This is a genomic window from Cryobacterium zhongshanensis (assembly GCF_022760445.1).
Lineage (GTDB): Bacteria > Actinomycetota > Actinomycetes > Actinomycetales > Microbacteriaceae > Cryobacterium > Cryobacterium algoricola.
The window spans coordinates 1,395,839-1,414,792 of the sequence record NZ_JALGAR010000001.1; the positions used below are offsets into that span (position 1 = coordinate 1,395,839).

The following is an 18,954-nucleotide window of genomic DNA, read 5'->3' on the forward strand; positions in this document are numbered from 1 at the left end:
GCCGGGCCGCCCGGGGAACGACGAAGCGGCATCCGCCCCGCAGGGCAGACGCCGCTCGATTATTCCGGCCCGTCGAAGTGGTCGGGCCGGATGCCGGTGGTGCTAGACGCCGACCGGGTGACGCTCGGGCTCGGGCTCGGTTTCCGCGTCGGGGAGGATGATGGCCTCGATGGAACTCGTCGGCGGCTCGTAGGTGTCGTCGAACGGCATCTCGTCGGTGTCGAGGTTCGGGTTCTCGTCCTGGGTGGCGACGAGCTCACGGGCCTCGAAGACGGAGTCGACGCTCGGCATCGAACCCGGGAGGGGCCGCCGGGCGCTCTCCTTGAGGAAGAAGATGCTCACCGCACCGATAAACGAGGTGGCCATCAGATAGTAGGCGGGCATCATGTCGTCGCCGGTGGCCTGGATCAGGGCCGCGATGATGAACGGCGTGGTTCCACCGAAGATGGCGACCGCGAAGTTGTACGCGATACCCATCGCGCCGTAGCGGCTCTCGGTCGGGAACAGTGCCGGCAGGGCGGAGGCGAGGTTCGACACGTAGAACGTCACGGGCATCGCGATCAGGGAGAGTCCGACCAGGGTCGACCAGATCTCGCCGACGCCGATCAGCATGAACGCCGGGATCGAGAACACGACCGTGCTGATCGCGCCGACCCAGAGCACCGGGCGGCGGCCGATCTTGTCGGAGAGACGCCCGGTGAGCGGGATGCAGAGCGCCATGACCACGAGCACCGGGATGGTGAGCAGGGTGCCGTGCAGTTCGTCGTACCCGAGCGAGCTCGTCAGGTAGGTCGGCATGTACGAGGTGAGCGCGTAGCCGACGGTGTTCGCCGCTGCGACGAGGATCATGGCGAGCAGGATGCCCCGCCAGTGCGCCTTGAAGATGGTCAGCGGGCCGTTCGGGACCGCGTCGGCACCGTTCGGATCCAGTGCCGCGGCTTCCTTCGCGTCCAGGGTGGCCTGGAAGGCGGGGGATTCCTCGATCTTCATCCGGAAGTAGATGGCGATGAGGCCGAGCGGTCCGGCGAGCAGGAACGGCAGGCGCCAGCCCCAGTCCTCCATGGCCGGCTGGCCGAGGGTGACCTGCAGGATCGACACGAGTGCGGCGCCGATCGCGAAGCCGAGGTAGCTGCCCATGTCCAGGAAGCTCGCGAAGAACCCGCGGTGCTTGTCCGGGGCGTGCTCGCTGACGAAGGTGGTCGCACCGGCGTACTCTCCGCCGGTGGAGAAGCCCTGGACGAGCTTGGTCAGCACGAGGAGCGCGGCGGCCCAGCTGCCGATCATGGCGTAGTTCGGCAGGATTCCGACGACGAAGGTCGACGCGGCCATGATCATCAGCGTCATGGCGAGGACCTTCTGGCGGCCGATCTTGTCGCCGAGCCAGCCGAAGAAGACTCCGCCGATGGGGCGGGCGATGAAGGTGGCGGCGAAGGTGCCGAGGAGGAACAGGGTCTGGACCGACTTGTCGGCCTCGGGAAGGAACACCGGGCCCATTGTTGTAATGAGGTAGCCGAACACGCCGACGTCGTACCATTCCATGGTGTTTCCCACGATGGTTCCGCCGAGTGCTTTCTTGAGCATCGGCTGGTCGACGACGTTGACGTGGGACACCCTCAGGCGACGCTGCAGGAGGGGTTTCTTGGTCTTGATTTTGGTGCGCGTTGCACCGGGGATAGAGTCTGACGTACTACGGTCTCTGGGCACTTGAACTTCTCTCGTGGAGATCACTTGCTCGCGACGTGGAGCTGCCCCTTTTCGGGCATAAACAGCAATTTTAGCGCGAAAAAGCCGTCAAACCGAACTTTGCGGCGGGATATCGACGCTGGGCAGGGGTTTCTTCGCCTTGCCAGAGCGACCGAATGCGGGCATCCGTGCCTTTAGGCTGGTGCGATGACCGATACCGTGAAGTTCTGGTTCGACCCCTCCTGCCCCTGGGCCTGGATGACCTCCCGCTGGGTGGATGAGGTGGCCTCTCAGCGTGACCTCGACGTCACCTGGAACGTGATGAGCCTCGCGGTGCTCAACGAGGACAACGACGTGAGCGAAGAGTACGCCGCGTTCTTCCCCCGGGCACTCCGGTACACCCGCCTCGTGCAGGCTGCGCAGGAGCTGCACGGCCAGGCCACGGTGAAGGCCCTCTACGACGCGCTCGGCACCCGGATCCACCCCGGCGGCAACACGAACGCCGACGAAGTCATCCCGGCGGCGCTCGCCGAGGTCGGCCTCCCCGCCTCCTTCGCCGCCTGGGCGGACAGCGAGCACTACGACCCCGAGATGCGTGCAAGCCACTTCGACGGGATGCGCCGGGTTGGCCAGGACGTCGGCACCCCGGTCATCGCGGTGAACGACGTCGCCTTCTTCGGGCCGGTCCTCTCGCCGACTCCGCGGGGCGAGGCCGCCACGAAGCTGTGGGACGGCGTCGTCGCGGTGGCCGCATATCCCGGCTTCTTCGAGATGAAGCGCACGCGCACGGTCGGTCCGATCTTCGACTGAGCGGATGCCGGCGGCGCTGGCACAGGACGGCGCGGGCACACGACGGCGCGGGCACAGCACGGGAAATAGTATGGGGGCATGCGCATTCACCTCGCCACCGACCATGCCGGGCTCGATTTCAGCCGTTACCTCGTCGGTCACCTGACCAAGGCCGGCCACGAGGTCGTCGACCACGGACCCACGAGCTTCGACCCGCTCGACGACTACCCGTCCTTCTGCATCAACGCGGCCCAGGCGGTCGTCGACGACCAGGCCGCGGGGGTCGACGCGCTCGGTGTCGTCTTCGGCGGGTCGGGCAACGGTGAGCAGATTGCCGCGAACAAGGTCGTCGGCGCCCGTGCCGCGCTGGTCTGGAACCTCGACATCGCCCGGCTCGCACGCGAGCACAACAACGCGAACGTGATCTCGATCGGCGCCCGCCAACACACGATCGAGGAGGCGACTTCCTTCATCGACGCGTTCATCGCCGAACCGTTCACCGGAGAGGAACGTCACGCGCGGCGCATCCGCCAGCTTTTCGAATACGAGACCACCCGGTCCATCGCGGGGGCGAGCGTCGATCCGGCCGGCGTCGACCCGGCCCGCCTCGACCCCGCCCGCAGCGCGCGCTGACGTGCCAGAGGGTCATTCCGTCCACAGGATCGCCCGGCAGTTCGCGCGTAACTTCGTGGGCCGCCGGGTGCAGCTGTCCTCGCCGCAGGGCCGCTTCGTCGAGGGTGCCGCCGTGCTCGACGGGCACGTGATGACCCAGGCGCGTGCCGTCGGCAAGCAGATGTTCCTCGAATTCGACAACGGGCTGTGGCTGCGGGTGCACCTGGGCATGTACGGCGCCTGGGATTTCGCCGGAGAGATCCTGATGGACCCCACGATCGCATCCGCAAACGGCCGGATGGGCCAGACCAACCAGCGCGGCACCGAGCTCGGGACCGGATCCGGAACCACCGAGAGCCAGGCGGCCGACGCCGTCCTCGACTCCGCGGGGGAGAACTCGCTGCGGAGCATCGGCGCTCCCCGGCGCACCCGGGTGCGGATGGCCGAGCAGGAGAAGGAGATCGATCGGCTCGAGACCTTCCCGCCCGAACCGGTCGGCCAGGTGCGCGTGCGCCTGCTCACCGACACGGTGTGCGCAGATCTGCGCGGGCCCACAGCCTGCCAGGTGCTCGACGCCGCAGAGGTGCAGGCCGTGATCGACAAGGCCGGCCCCGACCCGCTGCTCGATGACAGTGCCGCGGCGGAGGACCGTTTCACGGCCGTCGTGCGCCGCAAGCCGACCCCGATCGGGCTGCTCCTGATGGACCAGTCCGTGGTCAGCGGCATCGGCAACGTCTATCGCGCCGAACTGCTGTTCCGGGCCGGGGTCAATCCGCACGCGCCGGGCAAGAGCCTCGCCGAGGACACCGTGCGCGGACTCTGGCGGGACTGGGCGCACCTGTTGACGATCGGCGTCGAAACCGGCCAGATGATGACCATGGACGACCTCGCGAGGGCCGACTGGGTGCTCGCGATGAAGAACCGTGCCGACCGGCACTGGGTCTACAAACGCGAGGGCCTGCCCTGCCGGGTCTGCGGCACCCATATCCTGCTCGAGGAGATGGGCGCCCGCAAGCTCTACTGGTGCCCGACCTGCCAGGCCTGAAGACCCCCCTCCGCCCGCGAGACAGACAGGACGCGACATGCGCCACACCCCCAGCTTCGAGCTCACCGATCCCGCCGAGATCCGGCGGCTGATCCGGGAGAACCCGTGGGCCACCCTCGTCAGCCACACCAGCACGGGTGATCTCGTCGCGTCGCACTACCCGATGCTCATCGACGAGTCCGTTGCAGGAACGGATGCCGATTCCGGCGAGCTCGTGCTGGTCACCCATGTTGGTCGTCCCGACGAGCAACTGCACGAGCTCGGTCAGCACGAGATGCTCGTGATCATCCAGGGCCCGCACGGGTACGTGTCCCCGGGCTGGTACGACGCCAACCCGGCCGTGCCGACCTGGAACTTCGTCACCGCGCACCTCTACGGCACGCCGGAAATCCTCAGCGCCGAGGAGAACCTCCTGGTGCTCGACCGGCTCGTCGACCACTTCGAGGACCGCATGCCGGAACCGCGCCGCCTGCACGGCACTGCGGCGAACTCGGCGTATGCCGACCGGATCTCGGCCGGTACCGTCGGACTCCGCCTCCGGGTCACCCGGGTGATCGCTAAGAGCAAACTCAGCCAGAACAAGCCCGCCGAGACCGTCGACCGCATCATCGGCGAACTCGAGGGGACGGGCCCGTACGCGAGCCCCGCCCTCGCCGCCGAGATGCGGCGCGCCCACGAGCGGCCCGCAAGCGCCGCCCGGTCCGGAGACCACGCATGAGCACCGATCCGCTCGTCCTCCGCAACGCCCGCCTTCCCGGGAGCGACGAACTCACCGATGTCGAGATCGTCGACGGCAGGGTACGGAGACTCGGGTTCCTCGGCGGCGAGCGCGGCGACGGCCCGGCGGTCGAGTCGATCGACCTCGGCGAGCGCTGGCTGATCCCCGGCCTGTGGGACAACCACGTGCACTTCACCCAGTGGGCACAGCTCGCGCGCCGCCTCGACGTATCCGCCGCCGCGAGCGCCGCCGAGGCAGCTCGCATCGTCTCCGGGCGCATCCCACGGATCGCACCGGGGGAGACCCTGATCGGGTTCGGCTTCCGCGACGGGCTCTGGCCGGATGCCCCGGGCCGGGCCGTCCTCGACGCCGTGTCCGGACCGGTTCCCGTCGTCCTCGTCAGCGGCGACCTGCACAGCGTCTGGCTCAACTCCGCTGCCCTCGCCTCCCGCGGACTCGCAGACCACCCCACCGGGCTGCTCCGCGAGGAGGACGCCTTCGCGGTCGAACGGGCACTCGACTCCGTGCCGGACGCGGTCAGCGACACCTGGGCGGACGAGGCGGCCCGGGTCGCCGCGACCCGCGGTGTCGTCGGCATCGTCGACCTCGAAATGGTCTGGAACCTCGACGTCTGGTGCCGCCGCATCGCCGCAGGCACCGATTCGCTCCGGGTCGAGTTCGGCATCTATACCGAGCACCTCGAGCGCGCCGTCGCCGAGGGTCTCCGCTCCGGCGCCGTCATCGCCGGAACCGGCGGTCTGCTCGCCGTCGGCCCGTACAAGGTCATCACCGACGGTTCGCTCAACACCCGCACCGCGTACTGCTTCGACGACTACCCGGGGCTCACCGGCGCGGACGCCCACGGCGTGCTGAGCGTGGCACCCGACGACCTGCTCCGCTGGATGCGCCTCGCGAGCGAGTCCGGCATCCGTCCCGCCGTGCACGCGATCGGAGACCGGGCGAACCGGATCGCCCTCGACGCGTTCGAGACCCTCGGTTGCGCGGGCAGCATCGAACACGCCCAGCTGCTCAGCCGCGCCGACGTCGCCCGGTTCGCGTCCCTCGGCGTCGTCGCGAGCGTGCAGCCGGAACACGCCGTCGACGACCGCGACGTCGCGGACCGCTACTGGGCCGGCCGCACCGACCGGGCCTTCATGCTCGCGAGCCTGCTCCGCGCCGGGGCTCGACTCGCCCTCGGCTCCGACGCGCCCGTCGCGCCGCTCGATCCCTGGGTCGGCATCGCCGCTGCGGTCGGACGCACCAGGGACGGTCGCGAAGCCTGGCACCCCGAACAGGGCGTGTCCCGCCAGGCCGCGCTCGCGGCATCCGCCAGGGGCAGGCACCGGGTCGCGATCGGCGACCCCGCCGACCTCGCCGTGTGCGAGACCGACCCCTTCGCCGCCTCCCTCGACGACCTCAGGCGGATGAGCGTCGCCGCGACCCTGCTCGGCGGCCGGTTCACCCACCGCGCGCTCTGACGTTCCCGGCGCTGCGGGGGTTTACCCCCGCAGCGATTGGGGCGTGGGCCGGATGGGAGCGTGAGCCGGCGGACGCGAGGCTGGAGTCATCCACAGAGGAGGACACCATGACCACCACCACAACCGTCCCGCAGTCCAGCGAATCTGGCAGTCTGGAGACCGTGCAGACCTTTCGGAACGAACGCGCCGGATACGGCGGCCTGTGGCGATCGGTGCCCAGCGAGCTTGGCTTCCTGATTCTCACCCTGCCCGTCGCCGTCATCGCCCTGAGCGTGCTGAGCACCGTCTTCTTCACGGGCGTCGGCATGGTCGCGATCTTCGTCGGCCTCTTCCTGATCGTCGCCGCGCTCTACGCGGCCCGCGGCTTCGGCATCGTCGAGATCACCCGGCTGCGCTGGGCCGGCCAGCCCGCCATCCGGCCGCCCCTCTGGGAACGCAACGGCGAACCGGTCACGCCGCTCCGGACGGTACTGGGCCCGCTCGTCGGGGGCCACTACTGGCTCTACCTCCTGCACGGCCTCGTCGTGAACTTCGTGGTCTCCGTCGTGAGCTGGACCATCACCGTCGTCTGGCTCTCGGTCGCCCTCGGCGGAGTCACCTACTGGGCGTGGGGCTGGTCGATCCCGCAGGATCAGGGGAACAGATCCGGGTTCCTCCGCCTGGTTGAGCTGATCGTCCCCGGCAACCAGGGCGTCAGCAGCCCGTACCTGGTCGAGAGCCTGCTCGAACTCGCGCTCGGTCTCGCCTTCCTCGCGACGCTGCCCTACGTCACCCGTGGCCTCCTGATCGTGCACCGGTTCATCGGCCAGGGAATGCTCGGCGCCTGGCGTTCAGAGGCGCTCACCCGCGAGGTCGCCGACCTGAGCGCGTCCCGCGGCGCGGCCGTCGTCGCAGAGGACCGCGGCCTCCGCCGCCTCGAACGCGACATCCACGACGGTCCCCAGCAGCGCCTCGTCCGCCTGCAGATGGACCTCGCAAGCGCCGAACGCAAACTCGAGACCGATCCGACCGCCGCCAGGGCGCTGCTCGCCGAGGCCCGTGAGCAGGCCCGCGACACCCTCGAAGAACTCAGGGCGCTCTCCCGCGGGCTCGTCCCGCCGATCCTGCAGGACCGCGGCCTCACCGTCGCCCTCGAGTCCCTCGCCGCCAGAAGCACCATCCCCGTCGCGCTCGAACTCCAGCTCGAGCCGGGACTGCGGCTGCCCTCCGAGATCGAACGGAGCGCGTATTTCATCGCGGCCGAGCTCCTGACGAACGCCGCCAAGCACTCCCGCGCCACCGGCATCCGCCTGCACCTCGCCCTGCGCCGGGTGCCGGACGACGACACCACCTGGCTCGACCTCTGGGTGATCGACAACGGTGTGGGCGGCGCGGTCTTCGTCGACTCGCACGGACTGCGGGGCCTCGACGAACGCCTGCGCGGTCTGCGGGGTCTCCTGTCGATCGACAGCCCGGTCGGCGGACCCACCGCCGTCGGCGCGCACATCCCGCTCACGGAGACGGTCCCGGCCTCGATCGCCGTATCCTGAACGGGTGAGAACGCCTGAGCAGATCCACGCAGCATCCGCCCTTTCGCAGCCTCTGTCACCGGCACTGTCGCCGTCGCCGTCGCCGGCGGATGCCCCCGCGAACGGACCCGGAGCGACCGAGGCGCCGCTCCGGCTCGTTCTCGCCGAGGACTCCGTGCTGCTCCGGGAGGGGCTCGTGCGGCTCTTCGACGAAGCCGGCTTCGACTGCGTGGCCGCATACGGGGACGCGGACGCGCTGCTCGCCGAGGTCGATCGGCTCAGGCCGGACGTCGCCGTGCTCGACGTGCGCATGCCGCCCACTTTCCGGGACGAGGGAGTGCGCGCGGCGCTCGAGCTCCGTCGCCGGCTGCCCGGGATCGGCATCCTGCTGCTCAGCCAGTACGTCGAGGCCACCTACGCGCACGAACTGCTCGCGGCCGGCAGCGGGGGACTCGGCTACCTGCTCAAGGACCGCGTCGCCTCCCTCGACGAACTCCAGGACGCCGTGCTGCGGATCCACGCCGGCGGAACGGTCCTCGACCCGCAGGTGGTCCGCGAGCTGCTGGCTCGCCGCATCGACCCGCTCGCGAGACTCACTCCCCGGGAACGGGACGTGCTCGGTCTGATGGCCGAGGGCCGCACCAACGTCAGCATCGCCTCCCGGCTCGTGATCGGCGTCGGGGCCGTCGAGAAGAACGTCACCGCGATCTTCCAGAAACTCGGTCTCGACGACTCCGGCACCGACCACCGCCGGGTGCTCGCGGTCCTCGCCTTCCTGCGCCACTGAACCTTCACCGACCCGGGCGCAGATTGAACGCAGATAATTCGGTTTAATCTGACGAAACGGGTGCGAAGCCGTCCGGGTGCGAGCAGACTGGAAGCATGAGCGCAATCGAGAATTCCAAACTGGCCATCATCGGGGCGGGAGCCGTCGGCACCTCCCTCGCCTACGCCTCCCTGATCCGCCAGTCGGCCCGCGAAGTGGTGCTCTACGACATCAACGAACCCAAGGTCGAGGCCGAAGTACTCGACCTCGCCCACGGCACCCAGTTCACCGGCGCCTCCTGCGTGTCGGGCGGCGCGGACCTCGACATGATCACGGACGCCAACATGGTCGTGATCACCGCCGGCGCCCGGCAGCACCCCGGCCAGTCCCGCCTCGAGATGTCCGGCGTCAACGTCGGGATCCTGCGCGAGCTGATGCCCAAGCTCATCAAGCGCGCCCCCGACGCGGTCTACATGATCGTGACGAACCCGTGCGACATCCTGACCTATGCCGCCCTGCACTTCAGCGGACTCCCGTCCAGCCGGGTGTTCGGCTCCGGCACCGTCCTCGACTCCTCCCGGTTGCGCTGGCTGCTCGCGCACCGCGTCGGTGTGGCCATCGCCAACGTGCACGCCACGATCGTCGGCGAGCACGGCGACTCCGAGTTCCCGCTCTGGTCACAGGCGAGGGTCGGCCCGATCTCCCTCGACCAGTGGGTCGCGGACGACATCTCTCCCGTCACCAACGGACGCGCGAAGTTCTCGGAGGCCGAGTTCGCGGCCATCACCGAAGACGTCAAGACCGCCGCGTACCGGGTGATCGCGGGCAAGGGCGCCACGAACTACGCGATCGGGCTCTCCGGCGCGAGGATCGTCGAGGCCGTGCTGCGCGACGAGGGCGCCGTGCTCCCGATCAGCTCGGTGCTGACCGACTACCGCGGAGTAAGCAACGTCGCCCTCTCCGTGCCGACCGTCGTGAACGCGGAGGGCGTGTCCCAGGTGATCGAAGTGCCGTTCTCCGACAGCGAACAGGCCCTGTTCCAGCATTCGGCAGACACCCTGCGGGCGACGCTCGACACCCTCGGCCTCAAGTAGGGCGCGGCCCCCGCTACGGTGGGAGGCATGTGGCCAGAGGCAATAGCGATCGCCGCGGCGGGTTTCGCCGCGGGCATGATCAACGTCGTCGTCGGCTCTGGCACCCTCATCACGTTTCCGATCCTCGTGCTCCTCGGATACCCGCCGCTCGTCGCCAACGTCTCCAACAACCTGGGCCTCGTGGCCGGCGGCGTCGCGGGCACGATCGGCTACCGACGCGAAATCGCCGCTCATCGCGGTTTCGCGCTTGCGCTGCTCCCGGTCGCCCTGGCAGGCGGCCTCGCCGGCGCCACCCTGCTGCTCGTCCTGCCCAGCAGTGCGTTCAAAGCGATCGTTCCGGTCCTCATCCTGGTCGGGATCATCCTCGTCGCGATCGGGCCGTGGATTCAGGGCCGGGTCGCCGCACGCACCACGAGATCCAGCGCAGCGGATGCCCCGGCCGAGCCGGATCAGGCGGCCGGCATCCCCGGTGGTCCTGGTCGGCGCCTCGGGATCATCGCCACCATCTTCGTCCTCGGCGTCTACGGCGGCTACTTCGGCGCGGCCCAGGGGATCCTCGTTGTCGGGGCCCTCGGCATCCTGACCACCGTCTCCCTTGGCTCGGTCAACGCCGTCAAGAACCTCCTCGTCACCGGCGTCAACCTGATGGCCTCGATCGTCTTCATCCTGTTCGCGCGCGAGTCCATCGACTGGGCCGTCGTCGGCCTCATCACCGTCGGTGCCGGCCTCGGCGGTCTCCTCGGTGCCCGGGTCGGGCGGCGCCTGCCGCCCGCGCTCCTGCGTGCCATCATCGTGACCGTCGGCGTTGTCGCTCTGGCCAACCTGCTGCTGAACTCCTGACCGCCCGAACGGGGGCTACTCAATGGGAAGCTATCTTCCTATAGTTGGAGCATGACCCGCAGAAGACCAGGCAGCCTCTTCCCGCTCGAACTGGAGATCCTCGAGAACGGCCTCGCGCTGCAAGCCAGCGCGGGACACTTCTACGGCTTCGCCCTGGCGAAGGAGCTGTCCTCACGCGATGGCGCGGCGCTGACGGCGCACGGCACGCTGTACAAGGCGCTGTCCAGGATGACCGAGGCGGGAATTCTGGAGGCGGTCTGGGAGGATCCCGCTCTCGCCGCGTCGGACGGGCGGCCTCGCCGCCGGTTGTACACGGTGACGGCGGAAGGTGCGCTTGCGCTCGCGAGCGCGCAGGCAATCCCGGACCCTCGTCCGGCCGGCATTCGGCGAAGTGCACTCGGCGGGGCCCTCGCATGAGCGTCCTGAATTCGATGCCGTATCACCACGCGGTGTCCCGCGTCTCGCGCTGGTGCTCGTGGTACACCCGTGAGGTCGATGACCAGGTGGCAGGGGGCCGGCGCGACGAACTGGCGTCCGACCTCTATGAACACGCGGTCTGGGCCGACGAAGTGGGGACCACGCCGCGCGCGGCCGCGCGGGCCATTCTCAGCCGGGCGCTGCGGGGCGCTCCCGCCGACCTCAGCTGGAGGCGAGCCCAGCGGCGGCGTCTCGCGCTGGCCGAACCGGTGGCGTATCGTGCCCGCCGCCTCGAGGGCGTTGCCGCCTCGCTTGTGCTCCTCGTCGCATCCGCCCAGCTCGCGTGGGGTGTCTTCGTACTTTCCCGGATCGCGATCAGCACGGTCGCGGGCGATATCCGACCGGGTTCCGCTACCGCGATCACTGTCGCGCTGTTCACCGTGATCTCCGGCGCCGGCGTCGTTCTCCTGGCACGGCCGCGGACCCGGTTCTGGGGCTCGCTGGGCATGGCGATCTCCAGTTTCGGTCTCGTGCATTTCGGGCTGTACCAGCTCTACTCCCTCAGCGCGACGGTGGGAGCGCTGACGTATTCCATGCCCGCGTGGGACCTCGCCAGCACGGGCGTGATTGCCGGCCTCACGCTGTTCTTCGCGGCCGCGGCCATCTGGTGGTGGCCCGCACGCCGGTCGGTCCCCTCCGGCGACTCTGTCGGCCGCGTCACGCTCGGAAAGCAGGAGTCATGAAGAAAAGAATCGCGCTCGGTGTCGCCCTCCTCGGGTCCGCCCTGCTGGCCGTGTCCCTGGCACTGTTCGGCATGGGGGCGGCAGCGACGCTCAATCCCGTCCCGACGCATCAGGCGGATGCGGCCGGTCCGCCGACCATGGCTCCCACGGGCGGGGCCCTGGCGGCTCCCGCCGTCGGCACGAGTGCCGGCACGGCGGCCCTGCCGGCGCCGGCGGTCCTGCCCGGTGCTGCGGAAACGGCCGGTGCGGCGGAAGCCCCCGGTGCGGCGGAGACGCCCGACGTGTCGGCGACGTCCGCATCGGCATCCACCGGAGAAGACGCTGCGATCGTGGACGGCTGGTTGAGAGCGGCCGCATTCACCGCGCTGCCGCCAGACGAACAGGCCAACGGCAGGGAATGGATCGAGACGATGACGATCACGGCCGCCTGCATGAAGCAGAAGGGCTACATCTACACGTTCCTGCCGTACTGGGAGCGGCACTCGACGGAACTGCCGGTGATGTGGGAAGAAACTCTCCCGGCGTCGGAACGGACGGCTGCCCGGCTGGCCCTGAACGGGAACAGCGGCGGTGGCGCCGACTACCACTGGGAGGACGCCGGCTGCTGGGGGCAGGCCGTCCACGTCATGGGCAACGACAACGCGCACTGACGAACTCGTGGCGCACGCTCGCCTCGTCGCGCGCGGACTAGGTTGATCGAGGGGGAATACACACGATGACGCGAACTTCGGCACTGGCCCGTTCCGCAACACTGACCTGGGCACTGGCCTCGGTGCTGGTGCTCTCCGGGTGCAGCCTGGGCTCCGCCGTTCCGTCGTCACCGGGCGCCTCGCCGGCGCCGTCTGCGACGGCGACGGCCGCGCCCGTCGCGCTCGACTGTGGGCTCGTCCTTCCCGTTGAGCGCGCGGCGGCCGGGCTCGGACTCCCGGCGAACAGCCTCTTCGACCCGTCCGCGCAGGCCGCCGCCGAGCAGCAGCCGAATGGCGGCGCCACCCAGATCATCATGCAAGACGCGGCCGTCGCCCTCGGCGGCCTGGTCGACTGCAGCTGGTCGGCCCCGGACAACGGGACGGGAAGGCTGACGGACGACGGCAGCCGGATGCTGCCGCGCGTGAGCGTCCGGGTGCTGCCGAACGCCGCCGCCGAGTTCACCGCGAGTGAACCCGATACCGACGACGGCCTGCGGGGACTGCACCCCGTCGACCTCGGAGACACGGCGTACGTGGCCTGCCACCCGCCGGAGCACGATTCCTGCCGGGCCGAGATCCTGGTCGGAACAACCTGGGTCAATGCCTCCGTGAGCCCGCAACCCACCGAGGAGAGCTTCATGGCGTTCGCTCGCACCGTGGTGGCGGCCGTTCAGGCCGCGGACGCGGTGCCGGCGGCGACGCCCCTCAAGCGCCTGGGCTGTGACGCTCTGCTCGCCCCGGCCGACCTCGCGGATGCCGTTGGCATGGCGGAGTCCCAGTCGACCGATTCTGAAGTGCCCGGAACGTACACATCGGGCATTCAGCCGGTCGCAGAAAGCCGGTCAGGCCTTCTCCACTGCGGTTGGTCGAGTACGGACGCCGGGGCACTCTCCGGCGGTGTGCTCGTGACCGTGCTGCCGGGCGCCGCATCGGTGTGGCGAGCGTCACCGCCGAACCGGGCGAACTCCAGCATCCGGTTCGATGCGCTGACCGGGCTGGGCGATGAGGCGTACGCCGGCTGCGGCGGGGACACCTGCGAGGTCGACGTGCTCTCCGGCGACGCCTGGGTGCTCGTCAAGCAGTACGCGCAGCCGACCGGCAGCCTGGACGGCACGAAGACGCTCGCTGCGACAGCCCTGGCCAACTACCTCGCGAACCGGTAGGACACGACCGATGACCGATCCCAGCATCCGCTCGGCCCAGGCGAACTCCTTCGGGTCCGCCGCCGCCGAATACGAGCGCGGACGCCCGTCCTATCCCGCTGCAGCCATCGAGTGGATGCTGCCGCCCGGCGCCCGGCGCGTGCTCGACCTGGGTGCGGGCACCGGCAAGCTCACCCGTCAGCTGGTCGAGCGGAACCTGGACGTGGTCGCCGTCGAACCGTCGGACGGCATGCGTGCCGAACTCGCGCGGCAGCTCCCCGGGATCCGGGCCCTCGCCGGAACGGCGGAAGCCATCCCGCTCGAGGACGGGTCCGTGGACGCCGTACTCGTCGCTCAGGCGTGGCACTGGGTCGACGTGGCGCGGGCGGCGCCCGAGGCGGCACGCGTGCTCACGCCGCGGGGGACCCTCGGGCTGCTCTGGAACATCCGCGATGACCGGGAGGACTGGGTCGCCCGGCTGGGGAGCCTGATGCGTCGGGGCGATGAAATCGACCTGAACGGCGAGAGGCCGGATGTCGGGACCGCCTTCGCGCCCATCGAACGGGCGGACTTCGAGTGGTCGCACCACCTCGACCGGAGTGCACTGCTGGACCTGGTCGCGTCCCGTAGCTACGTGATCACGATGCCCGCCGGAGAGTGGGCCGTGCTCCTCGCGAGCGTGCAGCGACTGATGGACACACATCCTGACCTCGCAGGCCGCGAGGACATCGTCCTGCCCTACGTGACGCGGTGCACGAGGACCATCCGCATCTGACCGCGCCGGGCATCCGTCGTAACTGTGGCCGCAACGGACACCTGTTGCCGCGGCGGTGGCCACAGCGGTCCGTTCTGGCAACAGTTGCGGGGGAATTCCCCACTTCCTAGGCGCAATTCCTGACTTATCGACTCTGTGAGTTTCCTATCAGATAGTCTCTGGCCAGACCGCAAACGGGGGAATCACGTGAAGAGCAGCGAACCTACATCTGATCAGGGTGAAAATCCGAATCTCGCCGGGGAGTCTGGGAGAGTCGTTCGTGGCCCGAGTTACTCACTTTCTAGTTGGGTCATCGGTGGAGTCGTTGCATTCTTCCTGCTGATCTGTTCCGTTTCCGGCGGTTTTGGTTCGTTTTTGACGATGCTCGGCCTCACTGGACTCGTCACATCCATCTATGCCGTGATCACGCGTCGTTCGACGTGGATTCGACTGCCGAAGTCCAGACGAGTGGCTACCGGTGTTCTTGTAGGTTCACTGTTCGTGTTGGTGCTGGGATCCGGTATCTACAATGCAGGGCACGTCCCTCCCTCGTCGACCCCGCAGGCCGCGCCGGTAGCAACGGCCTCACCGACACCGACGGTCTTGCCAATCCGAATCCATCAACTCGGGAATCTCACATCCTCGAATGGATCAGACGCAAGCAGGGCGCTGGTTGCAGCGGGATATGTCGTGAAATTCGCTAATCCAGCAGGCAAGGAGATATCTGACGCGACGGGAATGGTTGTCACCGTCCAGTCTCCTGCTGCGGGCACGAAGGTAAACGAGGGATCGACTGTAACGTTGACCTTGGACCAGGCGCCTGCAGCGACGCCCGCTCCTGCTCCTGCTCCTGCTCCTGCTCCTGCTCCTGCTCCTGCTCCTGCTCCTGCTCCTGCTCCTGCACCTGCACCTGCACCAGAGCCTGCGGCCCCTGCGGTCCAGGGCGACGGAGCCACGGCCTTATGTAGTGACGGGAGTCTCTCATTCGCTGCCCACCACCAAGGTGCCTGTTCTCACCACGGCGGCGTTTCCGTTTGGTATAAGTAAGCCGACAAGATTTGGCAAGCGTAGCCGTCAAGAGGAAGGAGCTACGTACACAGGAGTCGCAGACGAGTTCATACGCGGCATGACGATCTTGGTGACCGGGGAGCGTTGGAGAATTGACCCGGAACGAGGACGCAAAGTCCAGTGAGCATCGCAGCAGGATCGACCTAAATGGAGGGGATGACGGGAATCGAACCCGCGCCATCAGTTTGGAAAACTGAGGCTCTACCATTGAGCTACATCCCCATGAGTGCCGAACTGCGCACTCAAATACCCTAGTACAGTCACGGCGACCTCGCGTACGCGAACCGGCCGTGGGCATCCGGTCGGTGCAGTAGACTTACCGAGGTCAATCCGCTGTCGCGTGCACCTGCGTGGCGTCAGGCTGACTCCAACGGGTTGAGACAAATCCGGGGCGTAGCTCAGCTTGGTAGAGCGCTCGGTTTGGGGCCGAGAGGTCGCAGGTTCGAATCCTGTCGCCCCGACCATCACCCCCCTCTGAACCAGATCGAACACAGGAGATAACCCACGTGAAGTCCACGGTCGAAAAGCTGAGCCCCACGCGCGCCAAGGTCACCATTTCGGTGACCCCGGAGGAGCTGAAGCCCAGCATCACCCACGCATACGGTCACATTGCCGAAGACATCAACATCCCCGGCTTCCGCAAGGGCAAGGTTCCGCCGCCCATCATCGACCAGCGCGTCGGTAAGTCGGCCGTCCTCGAGCACGCCGTCAACGAAGGCCTCGACGGTTTCTACCGCGCCGCCGTCGACGAGCACAAGCTCCGCCCGCTCGGCCGCCCCGAGGCCGACATCGTCGAATGGCCGTCCGACAAGGACTTCTCCGGCGACCTCAAGCTCTCCATCGAGGTTGACGTCCGCCCGGAGATCGACCTTCCGGCATACGCCGGCCTCAAGCTCGTCGTCGACACCGCAGAGGTCACCGACGAGGACGTCACCGAGGAACTCGACAAGCTGCGCAGCCGTTTCGGCACGCTCATCACGGTCGACCGCCCCGCCAAGACCGGCGACTTCGTGCAGATCGACCTCGTCGCCTCCATCGGCGACGTCGAGGTCGACAACGCGACCGGCATCTCCTACGAGGTCGGAACCGGCGACTTGATCGACGGCATCGACGAGGCACTCGACTCGCTCAGCGCCACCGAGACCACGACCTTCAACTCCACCCTCATGGGCGGCGACCACGAAGGCGAAACCGCCGAGATCACCGTGACGGTCCTCGCCGTCAAGGAGCGCGAGCTTCCCCCCGTCGACGACGACTTCGCGCAGATCGCCAGCGAATTCGACACCGTCGCCGAGCTGACGGAAGACCTCAAGGCGCAGGCACTGCGCTCCAAGATCTTCGGCCAGGGCACCCAGGCCCGCGAGCTGCTCATCGAGCAGCTCCTCGCCTCCGTCGAGGTCCCGATCCCGGCCGCGATCATCGAGGACGAGGTGCGTCGTCACCTCGAGGGCGAGAACCGCCTCGAAGACGACGTGCACCGCGCCGAGGTCACCGAGTCGAGTGAGAAGACCTTCCGCCAGCAGATCCTGCTCGACACGATCGCCGAGGCCGAGAAGGTCCAGGTCAGCCAGGACGAGCTCACCCAGTACCTGATCCAGGGTGCGGCCCAGTACGGCATGGACCCGAGCGAGTTCGTCCAGGCGCTCAGCGGCAACGGCCAGATCCCGTCGATGGTCGCAGAGGTCGCCCGCAACAAGGCCCTCGCGATCGCCCTCGGCAAGGCGGAGGTCGTTGACGGCAACGGCGCCGTCGTCGATCTCGCCGAGTTCACCGCGATCGCGGGCGACGAGCCCGAGGTCGCCGCCGACGGGACCACCTCCGTCGACGTCGACATCGACGCCGTCACGGTCGACCCCGCCGCGGAAGCCGCAGCAGCCGCCGCGTCTGACGACGACGACGCCGAGGTCACCGAGGTCGCTGCCAAGCCGAAGAAGAAGGCCGCAGCCAAGAAGTAACACCCGCTGCGCGGCATCCGCTGCCAGCACCCGCTGATTCCAGCGAACAAGGGCCGGGCGTCTCAGGACGCCCGGCCCTTGCGCGTTCCCAGGCCCGGGGGAGCCACGCAATCTGCCGAGGGCGAACACGGCCGTTCTGGCACTCAGGCTCCTATAGATTCAATCTCAAGCGACAAGTGAAACGGAGCGCGACATGGCCGATATGACCCCAACACCCGGCGTTTTTGACCGACTGCTGAAAGACCGCATCATCTGGCTCGGTTCGGAGGTCCGGGACGAGAACGCCAACGAGATCTGCGCCAAGATCCTGCTGCTCGCCGCAGAGGACTCTGAGCGGGACATCTTCCTCTACATCAACTCGCCCGGCGGCTCGATCACGGCTGGCATGGCCATCTACGACACGATGAAGTTCGTACCGAACGACATCGTCACCGTCGGCATCGGCCTGGCCGCATCCATGGGCCAGTTCCTGCTGTCCTCCGGGACCAAGGGCAAGCGGTACATCACACCGAACGCCCGGGTTCTGCTGCACCAGCCGTCCGGCGGCTTCGGCGGCACGGCGGCCGACATCCAGACGCAGGCCAAGGTCATCCTCGACATGAAGAAGCGGATGGCGGAACTCACGGCGGAGCAGACCGGTAAGTCGGTCGAGCAGATCCTGATCGACAACGACCGCGACAACTGGTTCACCGCCCAGGAGGCCGTGACCTACGGCTTCGTCGACCACCTGCGCGGCTCCGCGTCGGAAGTAATCGGCGGCGGCGGCACCGACGACTCAGTGAACAAGATCTAGGACGGGCGTACACGACATGGAATTCACGAATTTTGGTCACCAGGCCGGTGGCCGCGCACCGCAGGCTCCCGAGTCTCGGTACATCCTCCCCACCTTCGAAGAACGCACGGCGTACGGCTACAAGCGCCAGGACCCCTACGCGAAGCTCTTCGAGGACCGCATCATCTTCCTCGGCGTTCAGGTCGACGACGCATCCGCTGACGACGTCATGGCCCAGCTCCTCGTGCTCGAGAGCCAGGACCCTGACCGCGACATCGTGATGTATATCAACTCACCCGGTGGTTCCTTCACCGCGATGACGGCGATCTACGACACGATGCAGTACATCCGTCCGCACATCCAGACGGTCTGCCTCGGTCAGGCCGCCTCCGCGGCGGCCGTGCTGCTCGCCGGTGGAACACCCGGCAAGCGCCTCGCCCTGCCGAACGCGCGCATCCTCATCCACCAGCCTTCAGCCGGTGGACAGGGCGGCGGCCAGGCTTCCGACATCGAGATCCAGGCCGCGGAGATCCAGCGGATGCGCGAATGGCTCGAAGAGACCATCGCGCACCACTCGAACCGCACCTCGGCGCAGGTCCACAAGGACATCGACCGCGACAAGATCCTCGGCGCACCCGAGGCCCTTGAATACGGCCTGATCGACCAGATCCTGACGAGCCGCAAGAACGTTCCGGTCCTCGTCAAGTAGCAGGTCCCTCTCGCGACGGGGCAGGTCCCCGTCCTCCTGTCGCCCGCGCGGCGGGGGGCCCGGGGGGCCCCCCCCCCCCCCCCCCCCCCCCCCGGGGGGGGGGGGGGCGGGGGGGGGCCGGGGGCCCCCCCCCCCGCCCCCCCCCCCCGGCCACCCCCGGGGGGGGTGGGGG

General features: G+C 68.4%; 19 protein-coding genes and 2 tRNA genes. 19 read left to right on the plus strand and 2 right to left on the minus strand.

The features are described 5' to 3' along the window. Positions 1-102: 102 nt before the first annotated feature. The gene (locus tag MQH31_RS06290) at positions 103-1,704 is read right to left on the minus strand and encodes an MFS transporter (RefSeq protein WP_134532187.1); all 1,602 of its coding nucleotides are present in this window, start codon (positions 1,702-1,704) and stop codon (positions 103-105) included. 186 nt (positions 1,705-1,890) lie between these two features. Here MQH31_RS06290 and MQH31_RS06295 point away from each other — a divergent pair, with 186 nt between their 5' ends. The 15 genes from MQH31_RS06295 (at position 1,891) to MQH31_RS20980 (ending at position 15,325) form a co-directional block, all read left to right on the plus strand. Continuing rightward, the gene (locus tag MQH31_RS06295) at positions 1,891-2,493 is read left to right on the plus strand and encodes a mycothiol-dependent nitroreductase Rv2466c family protein (protein WP_134532185.1); all 603 of its coding nucleotides are present in this window, start codon (positions 1,891-1,893) and stop codon (positions 2,491-2,493) included. 78 nt (positions 2,494-2,571) lie between these two features. Beyond that, the gene (locus MQH31_RS06300) at positions 2,572-3,105 is read left to right on the plus strand and encodes a ribose-5-phosphate isomerase (protein ID WP_243011343.1); all 534 of its coding nucleotides are present in this window, start codon (positions 2,572-2,574) and stop codon (positions 3,103-3,105) included. 1 nt (position 3,106) lies between these two features. Then, on the plus strand, positions 3,107-4,129 hold the full coding sequence (locus MQH31_RS06305; RefSeq protein ID WP_134532181.1) for an Fpg/Nei family DNA glycosylase: 1,023 nt from the start codon (positions 3,107-3,109) through the stop codon (positions 4,127-4,129). Positions 4,130-4,166: 37 nt separating this feature from the next. Beyond that, the gene (locus MQH31_RS06310; protein ID WP_243011344.1) at positions 4,167-4,847 is read left to right on the plus strand and encodes an FMN-binding negative transcriptional regulator; all 681 of its coding nucleotides are present in this window, start codon (positions 4,167-4,169) and stop codon (positions 4,845-4,847) included. Further along, entirely contained in the window at positions 4,844-6,325 is a 1,482-nt protein-coding gene (locus MQH31_RS06315) for an amidohydrolase (protein WP_243011345.1), read from the plus strand. The genes MQH31_RS06310 and MQH31_RS06315 overlap by 4 nt, the downstream gene beginning before the upstream one ends. 107 nt (positions 6,326-6,432) lie before the next feature. Continuing rightward, positions 6,433-7,854, plus strand: coding sequence for a sensor histidine kinase (locus MQH31_RS06320; protein ID WP_243011346.1), 1,422 nt, complete (start codon positions 6,433-6,435; stop codon positions 7,852-7,854). 64 nt (positions 7,855-7,918) lie between these two features. Further along, a complete protein-coding gene (locus MQH31_RS06325; RefSeq protein WP_279238526.1) occupies positions 7,919-8,620 on the plus strand; it encodes a response regulator transcription factor in 702 nt (233 codons plus the stop codon). Between the two features lie 95 nt (positions 8,621-8,715). Next, a complete protein-coding gene (locus tag MQH31_RS06330; RefSeq protein WP_243011347.1) occupies positions 8,716-9,693 on the plus strand; it encodes an L-lactate dehydrogenase in 978 nt (325 codons plus the stop codon). Between the two features lie 27 nt (positions 9,694-9,720). Then, positions 9,721-10,533 (plus strand): sulfite exporter TauE/SafE family protein, encoded by an 813-nt coding sequence (locus tag MQH31_RS06335; protein WP_243011348.1) that lies wholly within the window; start codon positions 9,721-9,723, stop codon positions 10,531-10,533. A gap of 51 nt (positions 10,534-10,584) precedes the next feature. Beyond that, positions 10,585-10,950 (plus strand): PadR family transcriptional regulator, encoded by a 366-nt coding sequence (locus MQH31_RS06340; protein WP_243011349.1) that lies wholly within the window; start codon positions 10,585-10,587, stop codon positions 10,948-10,950. Beyond that, the gene (locus tag MQH31_RS06345) at positions 10,947-11,693 is read left to right on the plus strand and encodes a hypothetical protein (protein WP_243011350.1); all 747 of its coding nucleotides are present in this window, start codon (positions 10,947-10,949) and stop codon (positions 11,691-11,693) included. The genes MQH31_RS06340 and MQH31_RS06345 overlap by 4 nt, the downstream gene beginning before the upstream one ends. Beyond that, positions 11,690-12,343, plus strand: a complete 654-nt coding sequence (locus tag MQH31_RS06350) for a hypothetical protein (RefSeq protein WP_243011351.1) — start codon at positions 11,690-11,692, stop codon at positions 12,341-12,343. Before MQH31_RS06345 ends, MQH31_RS06350 begins: the two co-directional genes overlap by 4 nt. 65 nt (positions 12,344-12,408) lie before the next feature. Then, entirely contained in the window at positions 12,409-13,545 is a 1,137-nt protein-coding gene (locus MQH31_RS06355; RefSeq protein ID WP_243011352.1) for a hypothetical protein, read from the plus strand. 10 nt (positions 13,546-13,555) lie between these two features. Next, positions 13,556-14,299: a class I SAM-dependent methyltransferase gene (locus MQH31_RS06360; RefSeq protein WP_243011353.1), complete on the plus strand. Its 744-nt coding sequence runs from the start codon at positions 13,556-13,558 to the stop codon at positions 14,297-14,299. Positions 14,300-14,659: 360 nt separating this feature from the next. After that, positions 14,660-15,325, plus strand: coding sequence for a DUF3761 domain-containing protein (locus tag MQH31_RS20980; RefSeq protein ID WP_372488131.1), 666 nt, complete (start codon positions 14,660-14,662; stop codon positions 15,323-15,325). A gap of 169 nt (positions 15,326-15,494) precedes the next feature. Here the strand turns inward: MQH31_RS20980 and MQH31_RS06370 are convergent. Next, a tRNA-Gly gene (locus tag MQH31_RS06370) sits at positions 15,495-15,568 on the minus strand. A 165-nt stretch (positions 15,569-15,733) separates the two neighbouring features. Here MQH31_RS06370 and MQH31_RS06375 point away from each other — a divergent pair. The 4 genes from MQH31_RS06375 (at position 15,734) to MQH31_RS06390 (ending at position 18,782) form a co-directional block, all read left to right on the plus strand. Continuing rightward, positions 15,734-15,810: transfer RNA gene (locus tag MQH31_RS06375), tRNA-Pro, on the plus strand. Between the two features lie 42 nt (positions 15,811-15,852). Beyond that, complete coding sequence (gene tig, locus MQH31_RS06380) at positions 15,853-17,301, plus strand: trigger factor (RefSeq protein WP_134532158.1); 1,449 nt, start codon at positions 15,853-15,855, stop codon at positions 17,299-17,301. A 193-nt stretch (positions 17,302-17,494) separates the two neighbouring features. Beyond that, positions 17,495-18,094, plus strand: a complete 600-nt coding sequence (locus MQH31_RS06385) for an ATP-dependent Clp protease proteolytic subunit (RefSeq protein ID WP_134447888.1) — start codon at positions 17,495-17,497, stop codon at positions 18,092-18,094. Positions 18,095-18,110: 16 nt separating this feature from the next. After that, positions 18,111-18,782: an ATP-dependent Clp protease proteolytic subunit gene (locus MQH31_RS06390; RefSeq protein WP_134532156.1), complete on the plus strand. Its 672-nt coding sequence runs from the start codon at positions 18,111-18,113 to the stop codon at positions 18,780-18,782. Positions 18,783-18,954 lie beyond the last annotated feature (172 nt).

Excerpts from the sequence above, each read along its gene's own strand:
- MQH31_RS06300 (WP_243011343.1), top strand. The coding sequence starts at position 2,572 with ATGCGCATTCACCTCGCCACCGACCATGCCGGGCTCGATTTCAGCCGT.
- MQH31_RS06310 (WP_243011344.1), top strand. The coding sequence starts at position 4,167 with ATGCGCCACACCCCCAGCTTCGAGCTCACCGATCCCGCCGAGATCCGG.
- MQH31_RS06350 (WP_243011351.1), top strand. The coding sequence starts at position 11,690 with ATGAAGAAAAGAATCGCGCTCGGTGTCGCCCTCCTCGGGTCCGCCCTG.
- MQH31_RS06355 (WP_243011352.1), top strand. The coding sequence starts at position 12,409 with ATGACGCGAACTTCGGCACTGGCCCGTTCCGCAACACTGACCTGGGCA.
- MQH31_RS06390 (WP_134532156.1), top strand. The coding sequence starts at position 18,111 with ATGGAATTCACGAATTTTGGTCACCAGGCCGGTGGCCGCGCACCGCAG.
- MQH31_RS06295 (WP_134532185.1), top strand. The coding sequence starts at position 1,891 with ATGACCGATACCGTGAAGTTCTGGTTCGACCCCTCCTGCCCCTGGGCC.
- MQH31_RS06335 (WP_243011348.1), top strand. The coding sequence starts at position 9,721 with ATGTGGCCAGAGGCAATAGCGATCGCCGCGGCGGGTTTCGCCGCGGGC.
- MQH31_RS06315 (WP_243011345.1), top strand. The coding sequence starts at position 4,844 with ATGAGCACCGATCCGCTCGTCCTCCGCAACGCCCGCCTTCCCGGGAGC.
- MQH31_RS06385 (WP_134447888.1), top strand. The coding sequence starts at position 17,495 with ATGGCCGATATGACCCCAACACCCGGCGTTTTTGACCGACTGCTGAAA.
- MQH31_RS06360 (WP_243011353.1), top strand. The coding sequence starts at position 13,556 with ATGACCGATCCCAGCATCCGCTCGGCCCAGGCGAACTCCTTCGGGTCC.
- MQH31_RS20980 (WP_372488131.1), top strand. The coding sequence starts at position 14,660 with ATGCTCGGCCTCACTGGACTCGTCACATCCATCTATGCCGTGATCACG.
- MQH31_RS06345 (WP_243011350.1), top strand. The coding sequence starts at position 10,947 with ATGAGCGTCCTGAATTCGATGCCGTATCACCACGCGGTGTCCCGCGTC.
- MQH31_RS06330 (WP_243011347.1), top strand. The coding sequence starts at position 8,716 with ATGAGCGCAATCGAGAATTCCAAACTGGCCATCATCGGGGCGGGAGCC.
- MQH31_RS06340 (WP_243011349.1), top strand. The coding sequence starts at position 10,585 with ATGACCCGCAGAAGACCAGGCAGCCTCTTCCCGCTCGAACTGGAGATC.
- MQH31_RS06320 (WP_243011346.1), top strand. The coding sequence starts at position 6,433 with ATGACCACCACCACAACCGTCCCGCAGTCCAGCGAATCTGGCAGTCTG.